General features: G+C 70.3%; 15 protein-coding genes. 2 read left to right on the forward strand and 13 right to left on the reverse strand.

Annotated features, from left to right (window positions below; genetic code table 11):
- Positions 1 to 86: 86 nt before the first annotated feature.
- Complete coding sequence (locus EDD29_RS23960; RefSeq protein WP_211359868.1) at positions 87 to 470, reverse strand: hypothetical protein; 384 nt, start codon at positions 468 to 470, stop codon at positions 87 to 89.
- A gap of 84 nt (positions 471 to 554) precedes the next feature.
- Between EDD29_RS23960 and EDD29_RS47765 the strand changes: the two genes are divergently transcribed.
- Entirely contained in the window at positions 555 to 686 is a 132-nt protein-coding gene (locus EDD29_RS47765; RefSeq protein ID WP_281280929.1) for a hypothetical protein, read from the forward strand.
- Between the two features lie 22 nt (positions 687 to 708).
- Here the strand turns inward: EDD29_RS47765 and EDD29_RS23965 are convergent, their stop codons facing one another.
- The 11 genes from EDD29_RS23965 to EDD29_RS24010 form a co-directional block, all read right to left on the reverse strand.
- Positions 709 to 3,468, reverse strand: coding sequence for a helix-turn-helix transcriptional regulator (locus EDD29_RS23965; RefSeq protein WP_123666565.1), 2,760 nt, complete (start codon positions 3,466 to 3,468; stop codon positions 709 to 711).
- Positions 3,469 to 3,674: 206 nt separating this feature from the next.
- Positions 3,675 to 4,583 carry a polysaccharide deacetylase family protein gene (locus EDD29_RS23970; RefSeq protein WP_170201539.1) on the reverse strand — a complete coding sequence of 303 codons (909 nt, stop codon included), beginning with the start codon at positions 4,581 to 4,583 and terminating at the stop codon, positions 3,675 to 3,677.
- The gene (locus EDD29_RS48165) at positions 4,580 to 5,416 is read right to left on the reverse strand and encodes a helix-turn-helix domain-containing protein (protein ID WP_425454985.1); all 837 of its coding nucleotides are present in this window, start codon (positions 5,414 to 5,416) and stop codon (positions 4,580 to 4,582) included. The genes EDD29_RS23970 and EDD29_RS48165 overlap by 4 nt, the downstream gene beginning before the upstream one ends.
- Positions 5,413 to 5,544, reverse strand: coding sequence for a hypothetical protein (locus EDD29_RS47770; protein WP_281280930.1), 132 nt, complete (start codon positions 5,542 to 5,544; stop codon positions 5,413 to 5,415). Before EDD29_RS47770 ends, EDD29_RS48165 begins: the two co-directional genes overlap by 4 nt.
- 385 nt (positions 5,545 to 5,929) lie before the next feature.
- Complete coding sequence (locus tag EDD29_RS23980) at positions 5,930 to 7,534, reverse strand: glycoside hydrolase family 5 protein (protein WP_211359870.1); 1,605 nt, start codon at positions 7,532 to 7,534, stop codon at positions 5,930 to 5,932.
- An 803-nt stretch (positions 7,535 to 8,337) separates the two neighbouring features.
- On the reverse strand, positions 8,338 to 9,375 hold the full coding sequence (locus tag EDD29_RS23985; RefSeq protein ID WP_123666568.1) for a zinc-dependent alcohol dehydrogenase: 1,038 nt from the start codon (positions 9,373 to 9,375) through the stop codon (positions 8,338 to 8,340).
- A gap of 29 nt (positions 9,376 to 9,404) precedes the next feature.
- Complete coding sequence (locus tag EDD29_RS23990) at positions 9,405 to 11,072, reverse strand: long-chain fatty acid--CoA ligase (RefSeq protein ID WP_123666569.1); 1,668 nt, start codon at positions 11,070 to 11,072, stop codon at positions 9,405 to 9,407.
- Between the two features lie 4 nt (positions 11,073 to 11,076).
- Positions 11,077 to 11,274, reverse strand: a complete 198-nt coding sequence (locus EDD29_RS23995) for a ferredoxin (protein ID WP_123666570.1) — start codon at positions 11,272 to 11,274, stop codon at positions 11,077 to 11,079.
- A 48-nt stretch (positions 11,275 to 11,322) separates the two neighbouring features.
- Positions 11,323 to 12,531, reverse strand: a complete 1,209-nt coding sequence (locus EDD29_RS24000) for a cytochrome P450 (protein WP_123666571.1) — start codon at positions 12,529 to 12,531, stop codon at positions 11,323 to 11,325.
- Positions 12,521 to 12,988 carry an HtaA domain-containing protein gene (locus EDD29_RS24005; RefSeq protein WP_123666572.1) on the reverse strand — a complete coding sequence of 156 codons (468 nt, stop codon included), beginning with the start codon at positions 12,986 to 12,988 and terminating at the stop codon, positions 12,521 to 12,523. The genes EDD29_RS24000 and EDD29_RS24005 overlap by 11 nt, the downstream gene beginning before the upstream one ends.
- A 3-nt stretch (positions 12,989 to 12,991) precedes the next feature.
- Positions 12,992 to 13,537, reverse strand: coding sequence for a hypothetical protein (locus EDD29_RS24010; protein WP_148086071.1), 546 nt, complete (start codon positions 13,535 to 13,537; stop codon positions 12,992 to 12,994).
- Between the two features lie 265 nt (positions 13,538 to 13,802).
- Between EDD29_RS24010 and EDD29_RS24015 the strand changes: the two genes are divergently transcribed.
- Positions 13,803 to 15,245 (forward strand): MFS transporter, encoded by a 1,443-nt coding sequence (locus EDD29_RS24015; RefSeq protein ID WP_123666574.1) that lies wholly within the window; start codon positions 13,803 to 13,805, stop codon positions 15,243 to 15,245.
- A gap of 79 nt (positions 15,246 to 15,324) precedes the next feature.
- Here EDD29_RS24015 and EDD29_RS24020 read toward each other — a convergent pair whose 3' ends face one another.
- Complete coding sequence (locus EDD29_RS24020; protein WP_123666575.1) at positions 15,325 to 15,987, reverse strand: TetR/AcrR family transcriptional regulator; 663 nt, start codon at positions 15,985 to 15,987, stop codon at positions 15,325 to 15,327.
- Positions 15,988 to 16,018: the final 31 nt, after the last annotated feature.

Raw genomic sequence — 16,018 nt, forward strand, 5'->3', positions numbered from 1 at the left:
CGCTCAAAGGGCGGCGACCGGCGCGCAGGCGCCCTGGTCGGTGACGACCTCTGGCCGAGCCGGCCCCGACCGGACAGGCCGTCCGCTCATCGTCCGCTGATGAACAGGGCTGCGGGGACGAACAGCTCATGCCCGGTCGTAAAGCGAACGCGCACTCCGGCGGACGTCCAGTCGGTCGCCCGGACTCCGAGACTCCCGCCGGCGCCGATCTCGACCCGGTGCCCATAGGAGAGGCTCGGGTCGCTGCCGATCACCAGGTGGTACGACTCGCCAAAAAGCGTCCGTTCGCGATAAAGACCCAGGTGATGCGTGAACCCGTCCCGGTAGCGAAGGGTCGATGGCTGATCTTCACGTTGGACGAGCGTGCGTTGCGGCCATGCCATGAGAATGACGGTCAGCGCGATCCCGACGGCGACCCCGAAGGCCACCGGACCGAGACGTCTCCCCCAGCGCACTCCGGTTGCGGCCACAGGGGAACTCTAGCCACGTGACCGACCTCTTCGACGAGCGCTCCACCACGCTGAAACCCTCAGGCCGAGTGGGCGTGTCCGGCCATGGCCCGCGACGACATCGCCCTTGAGTTCGATGTGCCCGCCGACTCTTTTGAGGTCGACCTGGTTCCCCGGGTCGGCGACGGCCGGGACGAGGAGATGGAAGCGGCCAGGGCCCGTATGAGCCCGCGGTGAACGCGATGAGGGACTGCGTCGTTCAGCTGGACGCGGCGCCCTCCATCCCGGGGAGCACCCTGCGCAGTTCCTTGCGCGAGCTGATGCCCAGCTTCGGAAACACCTTGCCGAGGTGGTACTCCACCGTGCGCGGGCTGATGAACAGCTGTGCGGCGATCTCCGGGTTCGTGCGCCCCTGCGCGGCGAGGTGGGCGATCTGGGTTTCCTGAGCGGTGAGCTCGCTGAAGTTCTCCGTCGTCCGCTTGCGCGCCGTCTCGCCGGTGGCCCACAGCTCGCGGCGAGCGCGCTCGGCGAACGCGCTCGCGCCCATCCGGCTGAACATCTCGTGGGCGGTGCGCAGGTGCTCGCGCGCGTCCATCCGCCGGTTCTCGCGGCGGAGCCACTCGCCGAAGACGAGTCGGCTGCGCGCGAGGTCGGTCACCGCGCGACTACGCCCGAGCCGTTCGAGGGACTCCTGGTAGAGCGCCTCATCGTTGGTCAGCAGGGCACGGCAGCGGGCCTCGATCCCCAGTGCCCATTCGGTGCCGCTCGCCCGGGTGACCCGGGTCAGGCGATCCAGCGCCGAGTTCGCCTCCTCCAGCGGCCCGCCGCTGCGGACGCTGGCCTCGATCAGCTCGACCCGGGCCCAACTGTGCAAGATGGGGTCCTCGTGCTCGTTGGCCCGACGGGCGGCGGCGAGCGCCTCGCCGTAGTCTCCGTGCGAGTTGTGCAGCAGCGCGGTGAGCCACCAGAGCCTGGCGATCGCCGAGCCCTCGCCCCGCGCCGTCACGTTGCGCCGCCCCCAGTCGAACAAGGCCAGCGCCTCGTGCTTATCCCCCCGCACGGCGGCCAGCATGGCCGCCCCGAATTTGAGGGGCGGCATTCCGGTCGCCTCGGCGATCGAGTCGGTCTCCTCGACCGCCGACTCCGCGGTCTCCAGCGCTCCACAGTGGATGTTGAGCGCGGCGAGGTGGTTCAGCACGTTCGGGAGCAGGTGCAGCGCGCCGGTCTCGCGCGCCACGCGGGCACCGCAGGTCGCGAGCTCGTGCCAGAGATCGTCGTCCCACAGATCCTGGGCCAGGCGGCACGCCAGCCACATCCACCGCCGGTCCGCGCTGCTGGCGTCGGGTTCGCCGAACAGGCGCAGGGCCCTCCTAAGGGGCTGGACCGCCGCCTCGTAGCCGTCGGTGAACCGCGTCACCAGGGCGCCGAAGAGCTGGTCGGTCGCGCCCGGCCCCAGCGTGTGGTTCGCCGCGCGCGCTGCCTCGGCCACCTCCCGCTCGTCCGGTCCGGTGCCGAGGCGCCCGGCGTACACCGCCGCCGCCATGGCTTCGAGGTAGGTCTCCCGGGCCATCGCGGGATCGAGGGGATCGAGCCGTTTGGCCGCGTTGAGCAGGAGCGGCGGCGCGTCGCGGCCCCGCTGCTCGGCGAACACGATCTGCGCTCGCAGCAGGTCCAGGCGCGCGCGCCGGAACGGGTCCATCGGCTCGAGACTCGCGGCCGCCAAGAGGCTCGATGCGGCCGCCGTGTCGGCGACGTCGAGCTTCGCCCGGGCCGCGGCGAGTGAGCGCTCGGCCCGCGCCGCGGGGTCGGGCGTGAGCAGGGCGGCCTGTTGCAGGAACGCCGCGGCCGCCGCCAGCCCACCGCGTGAATACGCCCGGTCCGCGGACCGCTCCAGTTCACCGGCCACACTTTCGTCGGGGCCTGCGACCGCGCGAGCGCGGTGCCAGGCCCGTCGGTCGGGGTCGAGGTGCGCGTCGGTGCCGTGGGCGAGCGCTCGGTGAGCCTCACGCCGCTCGGACGCGGTCGCGACGCGGTAGGCCGCCGAACGGACGAGCGGATGACGGAACCGCACGCGCGTGCCGATCTCGATCAGGCCGATCTCCTCGGCCGGCAGGGCCGCCCCCAGCCCGATGTCGAGCCGTTCGGCCGCGCGCCACAGGAGCGTCACGTCACCGACGGGCTCCGCCGCCGCCAGCAGGAGCAGGCGCCGGGTCTCCGCGGGGAGCGGCTCCAGCTGGTCGACGAAGCCCTGCTCGATCCGGCTGGTCAGGGGCATCTTCATCGGCAGCCCGAATCCGCCCGCGGCCGCGATCTGCTTCCCGCTGCGTGCCAGTTCGACGAGCGCGAGCGGGTTACCGCCGGCCTCTCCGAGAATCTGGTCGCGCACCGGCGCGTCGAGCCGTCCGGGGACCACCGCGTCGAGCAGCTGGCTGGCGTCCGGGGCGGCCAGGCCCTCGATGACGAGTTCCGGCAGCCCTTCGAGGTGGTGCTTCTCGGCGGAGGTGCGCAGCGCGAACACCAGTCCGATCCGTTCGGCGAGCAGACGGCGCGCCACGAACGCGAGGGTCTGCACCGACACCAGGTCGAGCCACTGCACATCGTCGATGATGCAGATCAGAGGCTGCTCTTCCGCCACCTCGGCCAGCAGGCTCAAGACCGCCAAACCGACCAGGAACCGATCGGGGGGCGGACCGGCGCTCATGCCGAACGCCGTGCGCAGCGCGGCCCGCTGGGGCGCGGGCAGCCGATCGAGATGCTTGAGCACCGGTGTGCACAATGCGTGCAGCCCGGCGAAGGCGAGTTCCATCTCGGACTCGACGCCCGACGCCCGCACGATCCGGCATCCTTCCGCGCCGCCCGACAGATAACCGAGCAGCGCCGTCTTGCCGATTCCGGCCTCACCACGGAGGACCAGCACTCCGCTGCGGCCCGCGCGAGTCCCCGCGACCAGTCGATCCAGTGCGTCCCGCTCGTCGCTGCGATCGAGGAATCGCGTCCGCGCGAGGTGGGTGTCAACCAAAGCGGCGCACCCGTGACGCAGTCGGCATGTGTGGTGGCCTTCCCTGATGTCCTACGGCAGGCCGCCGGACGTCGATGTCATCGTGTGAGCGCCGCGGAAGGAGCTGATTCCTTACCGATGACCGAAAATCCTCGCAGAGCGCACCTGCAAGGTGCAAACGACCCACGTCCGCCATCACCACCCTGATCGCCGACCGGATCTCCCGGTCAGGGCCGGTTCTGGAACGGCCTGGGCACCAGGGGTGAGTCGGAGGCCAGCCAGGCTTCGACCGGCGTGGCCTCCCGCCATGCGGCGGCGTGATCGCGCATCCGCGCGAAGCGCACGCCCGGCCGGCGCTTCATGTGGCCGATCAACGCGTCGAGCATGGAGATGCGCGAGCCGCGCCCGATCACCTCGGGGTGCATGCAGATCACCACGACTCCCCCGGGCTCGTGCAGGTAGGCGTAGTCGAACTCGCCCTGCCAGGCCTCCCGCACCGCCGACGGCGCGTTGAGCGTGGTGGCGAAGCCCGCGTAGAACTCGAAGTGCACGAAGTCGTCCATGTGCCATGCGAACGGCATCTCGACGAGATCGACGGTGCGACCGAAGACGTACTCGCCGGCCTCGGACCACTGGTCGCCCTGCCGCAGGTAGTAAGGACGGAAGTCCGACGCGCTGAAATGCGAGTTGTAGAGGAAGCCGTTCTCCAGAAGGATGTCGATCGAGGTCGCGTTGTAGCTTCCCCGGGGCGCGCGGTAACCGACCGGGCGCTCCCCCGTCACCTTCTCCAGGGCCTCAGCGCCCTTGCGGAAGATCTCGCGCTGTTCCTCGTCGCTGAATTCGGCCGCGGCCTCGTGGGCCCAGCCGTGATGCCCGATCTCGTGCCCGCGACGCTGGATGTCCAGCACCTGCGCGGGATAGGCCAGCGCGGTGTGGCCGGGGACGAAGAAGGTCGCCTCGATGCCGTGCCGGTCGAGGAGGTCGAGGACGCGGGGCACCGCGACGGCGGCGAACTCACCACGGGAGACGTCCGCGGGGTTCGTCGAGCCGGCGACCCACCCGCTCAGCGCGTCGAAGTCGAAGGACAGACAGACGGTCAGTCCGGATTCCACCAACGTCCGGTCGCTTTCGCTCACTGCGTTCCTCCAGGGGGACGACGTGCGGCGCGTTCCACATCCGCGCCCGCCCACGAAGACTCTAGACCGGGCCAGGACCTCCCCCGGAGTCGAGGAGGGCAAGATCCTCGGTCACGAGAACCTGGGCGAGGTCGTCGGGGACGGAGAGGGTGCCGGGAGGGGCGGGCCGGTAAGGGGGCGGGCGGCTTGGAGGTTCGGCGGAAGTCACCGGGGGTCGTGCCGTAGGCACGGCGGAAGGTCCTGCTGAAGTCCGCCGGGTGGCGGAAACCCGAGCGGAGGGCGATCTCGGCGATCGTGCTGCGGCGGAGGCGCGGGTCGGTGAGGTCTGCTCTCGCCCGTTCGAGGCGGCGGCGCCGGATCGTCGCGCCGACGGTCTCGGGATGCCGTTCGAACAGGGTGTGCAGGAGGCGGACGGAGATGTTGTGGGACGTCGCGATGACGGCCGGGCCGAGGTCGGGGTCGGTCAGGTGGCTGTCGATGAAGGAGTCGACGCGGGCCGGCAGCACTCGCTGCCGGGTCTCGGTCGGGAGGTCCGCGGGACCGTCCACGCGGGCGGCGAGGAACGTGTGGGCCAGGTCGAGGGCCGTGGCGCTGAGGCGGCGCAGTTCGGGGCCGGTGCACTCCGCCGCGGTGGCCCGCAGGCCGGCCAGGTACGAGGCGAGGAGCGCTCCGGTTCCGGTCCGGGTGGGCAGGCGCGTGGCGAGCGGGCCGTCGACTCCTTCGCGGGGGAGCGGCACCCCGGCCCCCGGGAGCCGCATCAGGGTCGGCCGTGAGGATCGCCCGTCTCCGTGGAACTCGCACTCCATGGGGGCGGACGTGCTCAAGAGCGTCATCTCCCGGCGGCGATGAGGGCGCTGTTGCGGCGCTGCGCCAAGCCGATCGGGCTGCCGTGCACGAGGACGAGCCAGTAGTCCTCGGTGTCGGCCGCCCGGATGTGGGCGGGCGTACGTTCGGCCGACATCGGCGACAGCGTGAACGCGGCGACGTCGAAACTGCACCTACGTCAAGATCACCGGTGCGGGCGGCCACAAGGGCGCCTCGGTCACCTGCCAGGGCGACGGGAACTCGAGGTTCCAGGCCGCCATCACCTGCAAGCGGCTCGACAACGGCTACGAGTACCGCCACGACGGATTCCCCGTGTGGGCGCCCGGCACCTCCACGGTCTGGTGCGACCTCCTCGCGAACGGCATCCACGTGGCGTACGTCCCGCTGTCCTGACCCGGTGATCGCGTCGCCGGGGTGCGGCCATCCGGGCCGCCCCGGTGACGCGCGGGCCATGGGGGAGCGCGGGTCGGCGTAACGGGGGAAGCCGCCGGACCGGTGGCTCTTCTTCCGGGTGGTCGGGGTCAGAGGTGGCGGCAGTAGAGGGCGTCGGGGGTGCCGGGGCGGGACCAGGCGGTGGTGAAGGCGATGCCTGCGGCGTACTCGTCGGCGTTGCACTGGGCCTTGTAGTAGCCGGAGGCGTAGTCGCCGCCTTCGCCGCTTGCGGGGCGGGTGTCGCCGCGGTCGTCCCAGAGGGTGCGGCCCGTTCCGGCGAGGGGGAGGCGGGCGGGGGCGCACAGGACGGCCGAGAGACGGACGCCGCGGACGCTGTACCCGATCATGAACTGGCCCGTGGGGCACTGGTACTTGGTGTAGCCGGAGGCCCAGTCGGTGGTGGAGTTCTGGGCGTTGATCCGGGTGGCGGTCGTGCCGGACTGCCACAGGTCGGCGGCGGTGGCGTCGGTGCACAGCGCGCCCTGGCCTCGCTGGCTGATGCCGATGAGCCGCTGGTCGTCGGGGCAGGTGAGCTTGCGGGCGCCGCCGTCCCAGTCGGCGGCGGCGCGCAGGGACGCGTTGGCGTCGGTGTGCTGGGCGCGCAGCATCGACCAGGTGCGGGTCGCGGGGACCTGGCCGGTCAGACCGGTGGCGGCGATCAGGCGCCGCCAGTGCGGGCCGCGCCAGTCGTCGGCGTCGGTGACGGAGCGGGCGCCGCCCGCGGTGTCGTAGCGGACGAGGCCCCACTGGTTGCCCTGGTCGTTGACGTGATCGCCGACGACGGGCCAGTAGGCGAAGTCGAGATCGTTGTCGATCAGGAAGTCCACGGTGTTCGCGAACCAGGTCCGGTCGGCGCCGGTCGCGTCCTTGCCGATGCCGAACTCGCTGATCCACACGGGCGCGGTGTAGTGCCGGTCGGATTCGGTGACGTACCCGGCGGTGTCGCGCATGACGGTGAACAGGTCGGCGCGGCCGAGGTCGCGGTACCGGGCGTCGGTCGTCTCGCCGGTGCCGGTCGCGCCGCTGTGCTGGGGGCCCGTGTAGCTGTAGAAGTGGGCCGCGTAGACGACCTTGTGCGACCTGACCAGGGTGTGGGACAGCGTGCGGACGGGCTTGAGGAGCGGGCGGTCGTGCCAGAAGCCGTCGACGGGGATGCCCGCCCAGTTGATCCCTTCGATCATGATGAGCAGGTCGGGGTTGGCGTCCTTGAGGATGCGGTCGCCGGCGAGCTGGGCGGCCGCGGCCCAGTCGTGGGCGTCGCCCAGGCCCCAGTTCGGATCGTCCCAGACGTCCCGGCGGACCTCGTTGCGCAGGTCGGCGCCGACCACACGGGTGTTGCCGCGGTAGCGGGCGGCGATGAAGGCCCAGTCGTCGAGCCACTGCTGGACGGTCTGGCCGCTGTTCCACCGTTCGTTGCCGTCGACACCGCAGCACCAGCGGGTGGTCGTGGTGTGGTTGTTGAGGATGACGCCCAGGCCCGCGGCGGTGAGGGCGTTCACCACCTGGTCGAACACGGCCAGCGGGCGCAGGCCGTTCAGCGCGGGGTTGGCGGCCAGCCCCGTGACGGGCCGCTCGTCGCGGATCATCTCGTCCGAGAACGGCAACCGGACGCTGTTGAGCCCGAGCGCCTTGAAGTCATCGACGATCTCTCCCATCGGCACCCGGTCGAGCCCGAGCGGCACCCGATGCGACACCTCCCCCGCGTGGTTGTTCGCGGGATCCTCATCCGACCCGCTCCCCGTCCAGGTGCCACTGGCACCGTGCCAGTTCCCCGACCGAAGCTTGAACCGGTTCCCTCCGGCGTCCACGACGTACCGGCCACGTGTGCTCAACGGTCCGGTCCAGCTCACGGCATCGGCCGCGGCGACCCGAACCTCGGGCGCGGCACTCGCCGACGAAACGGTCAGGCCCACCGGAAGGGCACTCAGAAGAAGGACGACAATCGCGGCAGCACGCATGGTTTCGTGTCCTTTGTGACGACTGTCACACAACCTAAGCCATGTCGCCTCAAATGTGAATGATCTTCCACTCCTTCATCCGCCCGCCGCACGCGCAAGGCCGCCCACCCCGTCCAGAACGAGCACTCCCTGCGGGCGCGCGACCCCGGGCATGAAGAGGCCGAGGTAGCGCATCGCGGTCGACGCACTCGGACTGCCGGCCGCCCTGAAAGCGCCCAGGAGCCGAGGGCGAAAAAGGTCGAGGCATTGCCGTGGAGGTAGGCGATCAAGACGCCTCGGCGAATCGTCCGCGATCTGCCGCCCACTCGCGAGGCCGAGACCCCGAGCCCATCTGCTCGCCGACCCCGACTCCCGCGCAGCCGGCTCCGCTCAACGGGAGGAGTTCTGGCAGCAGAAATCCGCGTCCCCGACGCCCACCTCACCGCCGGTTCGGCCCGCAGCGACTTCGACCGACACCCGCTGACCTGGCGGCACGACGGCCAGACCCACGCCCTACGGCATGGGGTGCCCGGCCCGGGGTTCCCGAGCCGGGCACCGGGCTAGCCACGGGGATCGACGAGGACCTTGAGGGAGGTCGCCTTCTTCGCCAGGTCGGCGAAGACCTCGGGGAGGCGGCTCAGGCCGACGGTGGTGCCGGTCATGCCCTTGGTCTTCAGCAGGCCGCGGGACAGCAGGGTGACGGTGATGTCGAACTCGTCGCGGGTGTGCGCCAGAGACGTCTGAACGTCAAGGCCCTTGCTCAGCCACAGCGCCGGAACCAGTTGGACCGGCTCCATCCCGGCGCCGATGAGGACGAGCGCTCCACCGTTGCGCATCAGAGGCACCGCGCTGGTCAGCACGGACGCTTGGCCGGAGCACTCATAGGCGACGTCGGCTCCGCGAGCGTCGGTCAGGTCCATGAGGCGCTGCTGGAGCGCGGGGTCATCGGGCGCGAACGCCGCGACGGCCCCGAAGCCGAGGGCGGCGTCGCGCCGGACCGGGTCCGGGTCGACGGCGACGACGTTCACGGCACCGGACAGGCTCGCGAGCTGCACCGCGAAGAGCCCGATGACACCGAGGCCGAAGACGAGGGCGGTGCCGCCCAGGCCCGGTTGGCGCAGTCGGACGCCGTGCAGAGCGACGGTCGCGGGCTCGACCAGGGCGCCCTGCTCGTCGGTGACGTTGTCCGGGAGCTTCACCAACGTGGAAGCGGGCACCTGGACGAACCGCGTGTAGGCGCCATGGGTGGCCGGCGAGGACGACGCGGCCCTCGCGGAGAACCGGTCGCAGTCGGCGTGATGCCCGGCTCGGCACAGGGGGCATTTCCCGCAAGATGGAGCGGAGGTCTTGGACACGCGGTCACCGGGAGCCGGGCTCTCGACCCCCTCCCCCACGGAGATGACGGTTCCGCCCCACTCGTGTCCGGAGATCGACGGGGGCAGGGGAATGCCCTTGCGGTAGGACTCGACGTCGGACCCGCAGATGCCACAGAACGCGACCTCCACCACGGCGTAGCCGGGTTTGACCGCAGTGGTGTCGGCGGCCGGCACGGCCGTCAGCTCTCCGGCGCCGGTGATGACGTAGGCGATGTCAGACATGGATTCTCTCGTTTCATGCCGGGCTCGAATCACACCTGGTGGTCAGGCGTGTCGCGGGGGAGGGGGGTGGTGAGGCGGAGTACGGGCAGGGCGCCATCGCTCTGGCGCTGCCGCAGCACCTTTTTGTCGAGCTTGCCGACGCTGGTCAGCGGGATCTCCGGAACGAACGACCAGTACTCGGGGATCCACCAGCGGGCGACCCTGCCGGTCAGCCACGCGCGCAGGGCCTCGCCGTCGAGGTCGGCGCCCTCACGGACGACGACTACGGCGCAGGGGCGCTCGTCCCACTTCGGGTCGGGAACGCCGATGACCGTGGCCATCGTGACGTCGGGGTGCGCGGAGATGGCGTTCTCCAGCTCGACGGAGGAGACCCATTCGCCACCGGACTTGATGACGTCCTTGGCCCGGTCGGTGATCCGGACGTACCCCTCCTCATCGAGGGTTCCGATGTCGCCGGTGCGCAGCCATCCGTCGTGGAACTTGTCGGTGCCCTCGTCGCCTAGGTAGCGGCCGGTGATCCACGGCCCGCGGAGTTCGAACTCGCCGATCGCCTCCCCGTCGGCGGGCAGGATCTCCAGCGTTTCGGGGTGGACGAGCCGGATCTCCGCGCCCGGCAGGATCCGGCCCTGCGAGAGCCGCAGCGACATCTCCGTCTCCGGCTCGGCGCCCTCCGGGGACTTGGCGACGGTGACCAAGGGTGAGGTCTCGGTCATGCCCCAGCCCTGCACGAGCCGGATGCCGAACTGCTCGAAGCCCTCCACCAGGGGGCGCGCCAGGGCTGCGCCACCGACGATGACCATCCGCAGAGAGGCCAGATCGCGGTCCGGCTCCGCCCGCACCGTGCTCAGGACGTCGTTCCAGACCGTGGGGACGCCGTTGGCGAAGGTGACCTTCTGCTCCTCCACGGCCCTGACGATGTTGCCGGCGTTCATGAACCGGTCGAGCAGCACGACGTCGGCGCCGAACCACCAGCACGTGTAGGGGTAGCCCCAGGCGTTGGCGTGGAACATCGGCACGACGATGAGACTGCGGTCGTCGAACCCGAGGGTCACGGCGTTGTAGGTGCCCTGCGACATCGAGTGGACGGCGATCGAGCGGTGCGAGTACGCGACGCCCTTGGGGTTTCCGGTCGTGCCCGTGGTGAAGCACATGGTGGCCGCGTCGTGCTCGTCGCCGTCGACCCAGGCCCGCTCGGTCGGACGCCTGGCCAGGACGTCTTCGTACGCCATGACGTTCTTGCCGCTCCGTTCGAAGCGCGCGGGGTCGATCCGCCCGTTGACGATCACGGTGTGGACGGTCGGCAGCCGGTCCAGCAGCGGCGCGAGGGTGGGGACGAGGGACTCGTCGACGATCAGGATCTGGTCCTCGGCCTCGGTGATCGTGTGGATCAGCTGGTCGGGGAACAGCCGGATGTTCGCCGTATGCAGCACCGCGCCCATCGCCGGGACGGCGAGGTACGCCTCCAGGTGCTCCTGGTTGTTCCACATGAACGTGCCGACCCGCTGGTCGCCCGTCACGCCCAGGGCCTGGAGGCCGTGCGCGAGCTGCGCCGCCCGGCCCGCGACCTCCGCGAACGCGGACTCCCGCCATTCCCCCGGCCCGGTCATCGTCACGACCTTGCGGCCGGAGTGCCAGCGCGCCCCGTGCCGCAGGATCGCCGCGACGCCGAGGGGCGTGTCCATCATGGTGCTCTTCATCGCGTCACTCGGAGATGACGATGACGTTGGCCGGGCAGACCGCCGCGGCCTTGCGGGCGGCGGCCTGGAGTTCGGCGCTCTCGGGGCTGTCGTCCAGGACGACGACGATGCCGTCCTCGTCGCGCTGGTCGAAGAGGTCCATGGCCTCCAGCACGCAGTTGCCCGCCGCGATGCAGCGGCTCTCATCGATCGTGATCTTCATTTCCCCTGTGTCCTTCCGTTCCTCATCCGATGCGGGTGACGCCGTGCGTCACCCCTTCTCCCAGCGCACGACGAGCTCCTGCGGGCCCTTCATGCCGCGCCGCTCGCGCCAGCCCTCGGCGGGCAGCACGTTGGTGAAGGTCTTGTAGCGCCGGAGGATGGCCTGGAGCGCGACGGTGATCTCCATGCGGGCGAGCTGGGCACCGACGCAGGCGTGCGGGCCGTACCCGAACGCCATGTGCGGGGCCGGGTCGACGCGGTCGATGTCGAGCACGTCCGGGTTCGGGTAGACGTCCGGGTCGTGGTGGGAGGCGACGAGGTTGCCGCCGACGGCATCGCCGGCCTTGATCTGCACACCGCCGATCTCGATGTCCTCGAGCGCGATCCTGCCGCGGGCGACGCCGATCCCAACGGTGGTGCAGCGCAGCAGCTCCTCCAGGGCGCGGGGGAACGCCTCCGGCTCGCTGCGCAGCCGCGCGTACAGGTCGGGCTCGTAGGACAGCCATTCGAGCATGCCGTTGAGCATGCTGCCGGTCGCATCGTGCCCGGCGGCGAGCAGGGTGAAGCCGAGGCCGCGCAGCTCCTCCTCGGTCCACCTACCGGACTCGGTGTCGTGGATGAGGGTGCTCATCAGGCCGTCGTCGGGGTTGCGCTTCTTGTCCTCGTACAGCTCGTTGAAGAAGCCGGTGATGGTCTGGTAGGCCTGCCTCACCTCTTCCATCGTCTGGGCGCGGGAGTCGACGAGGAAGTAGGACGCCTCCATGACCTCGCGATCCAGGTCGCGGGAGCCGAGGAGTGCGCACAGCACCTTCATCGGAAGCATCCGGCCGATGACGTCGGTGACGTCGGCGGGGTTGCCCTGGGCCTCGAACTCCTCGAGCGCGGCCAAGACCATCCGCTCGGTCTGCGGGCGCAGCTTCATGACGCGCTTGACGGTGAGGTGCTTCATCAGCACCGCGCGCTTGGACTGGTGCTTGGCTCCGTCGTACTGGAGGAAGGAGGCGGTGGCGCTCTTCTCGGTCTGCCGGATGCGCGGGTAGTCGTCCAGCTCGGTCATCTTCTCGATGCTGAACCGCGGGTCGTTGTAGAACTCGCGGGTGAGGTCGTACTTGAGGGTCATCCAGCCCGGACCGCCGAACGGGAACTCGACGCGGACGACGTCGTGGTCGGGGCGCAGCGCGGCGTAGGCGCGTTTGACCTGCTCGGCGATCTGGGTGTTCTGCGCCGAAGGCAGCGCGTGCAGGACTTCATGCGACATGGGGTGGTCTGCTTTCTGTCGGGAGTCGGAGGACGAGGTCGTCCATCGGCTCGGCGGCCGGGTAGTTCCCGCCGAACAGGGCGGCGCCCTCGGCGGTGAGGGCGACGGGGACGCGGCGTGCGGACGATGCGGACGGGCGGCCGACGGCCAGGGGGAGCCTTCCTGAGGCCGCGCGGACCGTCAGGGTCCAGGCGCCGCCGCGGAGGAACAGCCAGGGCTCGGTGATCGTGACCGACAGGAGGCCGCCGTGCCCCCGGAACGTCACCGTGCCGGTGAAGCGGAGCAGGAACGGCGGGGAGCCTTCGGCGCCGGTGAGGGGGAAGCCGAATCTGCCGCCGCCGGGGAGGTCGATCTCGGTGGAGACGTCGCAGAACCCGTCGGGCAGGCCCTGCACGTAGCGGCGGAACCCGGCTTTGACGCCCCATTCCAGTGCGCCTGCGGAGGCGGGTCCGGGCACGGATCAGTCGGATTCGCGGTAGAAGTGTTTGTCGATCTCCAGGCGGCCGTCCGGGGTGAGGACATGGCCGTAGAGCATCTGGAAGTCCTCCGACAGGCGGCGCTGAAGGACGTACTGGGCGGTGCCGTCGAGGTTCTTGGTGATGCGGAACTGGGTGCGCGGGTCGACGTACACGTGCTTGATCCACGCGATCGGCTGCCCGAGGACCATGCCGCCCTTGAGCAGGTCGCCCGGCGCGATGCGGGGGTCATCCGGGTCGCCGTCGATCTTCACGACCGTGTACGGCACCCACTGGGGGTCGTTGATCTTCACGGTGTAGCCCATGTGCACGGTCAGGTTCTCGGCGATCTGGACGCCGATCGTGTAGGTGATGACGTCTCCGTCCGTGCGGTTCTCCGCCCACTGGTCGAGGATCGGCTCCTGCTTCATCTCGCCCGTCTCGGGGTCGAGGATCGTCGAGGCCGCACGGGCCATCCGCCACTTGCCGTCGAACTGCGCGGGATCGAAACCTACGTCCGAAGCCTGTGCTGTAACTTCGTTCTGAATCATGTTTTGTGACGCTACCCACAGGGCATGTCGACCGTCAAGCCAGACTTCCCCCGACCTGCCACCTCAGGACGAAAGGGTGGTAGCACCCTTGACACACGATCGAATCATTCACAAACTTCAGCTCAGTTAGCCGGATCCATCGTCATGATCGGCTTCTCTCCCCGCGCCTCGACTTCGCCGCCTCTTCGGCGTGCCACTCCCTCACCGCTCGCGAGCCATCTGCGCACGCGCTCGCGGCCCACCCCACCCCACTAAGGGAGACTTCGTGAACGCCCCTGCCCCCAAGGCGAGACCGTTCCTCGCCGTCCTGCTCACGATGATGCTCATCGAGGGCGCCGGCATCTTCGAGCAGTCGATGGTGCTCGGCGGAATCCCGTTCTTCGCCGAGCACTTCCAGGCCGACCTCGTCGCCGTCTCCTGGATCATCACCATCTTCGTCCTGGTCGGCGCCGTCTCCGCGGTCGTCGCCGGACGGCTCGGCGACCTCTACGGACGCCGCCGCGTCCTGGTCGTGCTCCTCACGCTGTCGCTGCTCGGCTCGGTCGTCAGCATCGTGTTCGGCACGCTGCCCGCGCTCATCGCCGGGCGCGCCCTGCAGGGCACGAGTGCGGGCATCATCCCGCTGCTCATCGGCATAGCCCGTGAGACCATGCCCGAAAAGCGGGTGCCCGTCGTCGTCTCCATCATCACCGCGACCGCGACCCTGTCCGGCGGCCTCGGCATGCTCGTCGCGGGCATCTTCATCGACGCCGGGCAGTGGCGCCTGATGTTCGCCGCAGCGGGCGGCCTGGCCCTCCTCGCCCTGCTCGCCTGTGTCCTGACCCTGCCGAACTCCCCCGGCTCGGCCGATGGCTCCGGCCGTGTCGACTGGGTCGGAGCCGCTCTGCTCACGCCCGCGCTGTCCCTCGTCCTGTACGGGCTCACTTCCGCGAACGGCAAGGGCTTCGGCTCGTCGGCCGTCCTGGCGACCGCCGGGATCGGCGCGGTACTGCTGGCCGTCTGGGTGTGGTGGGAGCTGCGGACGTCCGACCCGATCGTTGACCTGCGCCTCATGATCGACGCCAAGATCTCCCGGACGATGCTCGTCGTCGTCTTCAGCGGCCTCGGCCTGCTGTCGGTGTCCTCGATCATCTCGCCGCTCGCCGCGCAGCTGCCGGCGGACCTGCCGGTGGGCGCGGGCCTGAGCGCCACGCAGTTCGGCGGGATCAGCATGCTCGGCGCGGTCATCGGCTTCGCGCTCTCACCGCTCGCCGGCAAGTTCGCCGCCCGGCATGGCGGCGCGTTGCTGTCGATCATCGCGGGAGGGATCGCGCTGGTGGCGATCCTTCTGCTGCTGCGCAGCCCGCTCAACAAGGAGGTGCCCGTCGTCGGGACCGCGATCGTGCTGATGGGCGTGGCCGCGGCGTTCCTTCTCGCGGCCATCTACAACATGCTGGTGGAGTCCGTGCCCGCCGAGAACACCGGCGCGTTCATCGGTACCGCCCAGGTCGTGCGCAACCTCCTCATGGCGGTCGGCACGGCCGCGGCGTCCTCGCTCATCTCCTCCGACGTCGTCCCGGGCACCACCGCGCCCACGGCCGGAGCCTGGGCTCTCACGCTCGGATACCTGATCGCGGTGATCGTCATAGCCATAGGCGTGGCGTTCACCGTCTTCCGCCGCTCCGCCGCCGTGGCGGCACCGGCGCCCCTCGCGGTACGCGAAGCCTGATCCTCACGGCTCCCCCGGCCTCCGCGGCGAATGCCGCGGAGGCCGTCGCCGCCCGCCGGGACGGCTCCGGCCACTCCCGTCAGGACCTCACCGCGGCGGCTTCCAGCGGCCGGCGGGCGAACGCCAGGACCCGGTCGAGGACCGTGTCGAGGTCGGCCTGGCCGAACGCCCAGCGGACGACGCCCGCGAAGAAGAGCTCGTTGGCCAGCGTGAGGTGGTCCTTGAGCTCCTCCGCGATGTCGAGTTCGCTGACGTCGCCAGCCCAATACAGCCAGTCGGTGTTCCGGATCGCGTCGGCGACGCGGGTGTCGCGCGTCATCATCGACCGCGCCCAGGTCTCGAGGAGTCGCTGCTCGTCGAGCCAGACGTACGCCAGACGCGCCCACACCGCCATGATCCGCTCTTCGGGCGTGCCGCCCTGGTCGGCCTCCTGGCCGGCCCGCCAGCGGGCGAGCGAGGACCAGCCGACCACGGCGCAGAACACTAGATAGTCCCGCGAAGTGAAATAGGTGTACACCGTGGCCAGCGACGCCTCCGACCGCGCGGCGACCGCACGCATCTGCACGGCGTCGTATCCCTTCTCGCGGGCGATCTCGATCGCCGCCACGAGGATGCGCTCGTACCGTTCCTGCTGTCCGGGTTTGGGCGCCAGCCAGAACCGGTGCGGCCTGGTGCCGCTCGCCTCGACCTGGCGCAGGAGGCCGCGCAGATCCAATTCCTGGCGCGCGTCGGGTGCTGTCATGGGCACTCCCGTCCCTGATCATGGCGTTAGT

Source organism: Actinocorallia herbida, assembly GCF_003751225.1.
GTDB classification, from domain to species: Bacteria; Actinomycetota; Actinomycetes; order Streptosporangiales; family Streptosporangiaceae; genus Actinocorallia; species Actinocorallia herbida.

What these genes read in the sequence shown, in the direction of transcription:
- EDD29_RS47765 (WP_281280929.1), top strand. Translation starts at nt 555, where the DNA reads ATGGCCCGCGACGACATCGCCCTTGAGTTCGATGTGCCCGCCGACTCT.
- EDD29_RS48165 (WP_425454985.1), bottom strand. Translation starts at nt 5,416, where the DNA reads ATGACGCTCTTGAGCACGTCCGCCCCCATGGAGTGCGAGTTCCACGGA.
- EDD29_RS47770 (WP_281280930.1), bottom strand. Translation starts at nt 5,544, where the DNA reads ATGTCGGCCGAACGTACGCCCGCCCACATCCGGGCGGCCGACACCGAG.
- EDD29_RS23985 (WP_123666568.1), bottom strand. Translation starts at nt 9,375, where the DNA reads ATGTCTGACATCGCCTACGTCATCACCGGCGCCGGAGAGCTGACGGCC.
- EDD29_RS23990 (WP_123666569.1), bottom strand. Translation starts at nt 11,072, where the DNA reads ATGAAGAGCACCATGATGGACACGCCCCTCGGCGTCGCGGCGATCCTG.
- EDD29_RS23995 (WP_123666570.1), bottom strand. Translation starts at nt 11,274, where the DNA reads ATGAAGATCACGATCGATGAGAGCCGCTGCATCGCGGCGGGCAACTGC.
- EDD29_RS24000 (WP_123666571.1), bottom strand. Translation starts at nt 12,531, where the DNA reads ATGTCGCATGAAGTCCTGCACGCGCTGCCTTCGGCGCAGAACACCCAG.
- EDD29_RS24010 (WP_148086071.1), bottom strand. Translation starts at nt 13,537, where the DNA reads ATGATTCAGAACGAAGTTACAGCACAGGCTTCGGACGTAGGTTTCGAT.
- EDD29_RS24020 (WP_123666575.1), bottom strand. Translation starts at nt 15,987, where the DNA reads ATGACAGCACCCGACGCGCGCCAGGAATTGGATCTGCGCGGCCTCCTG.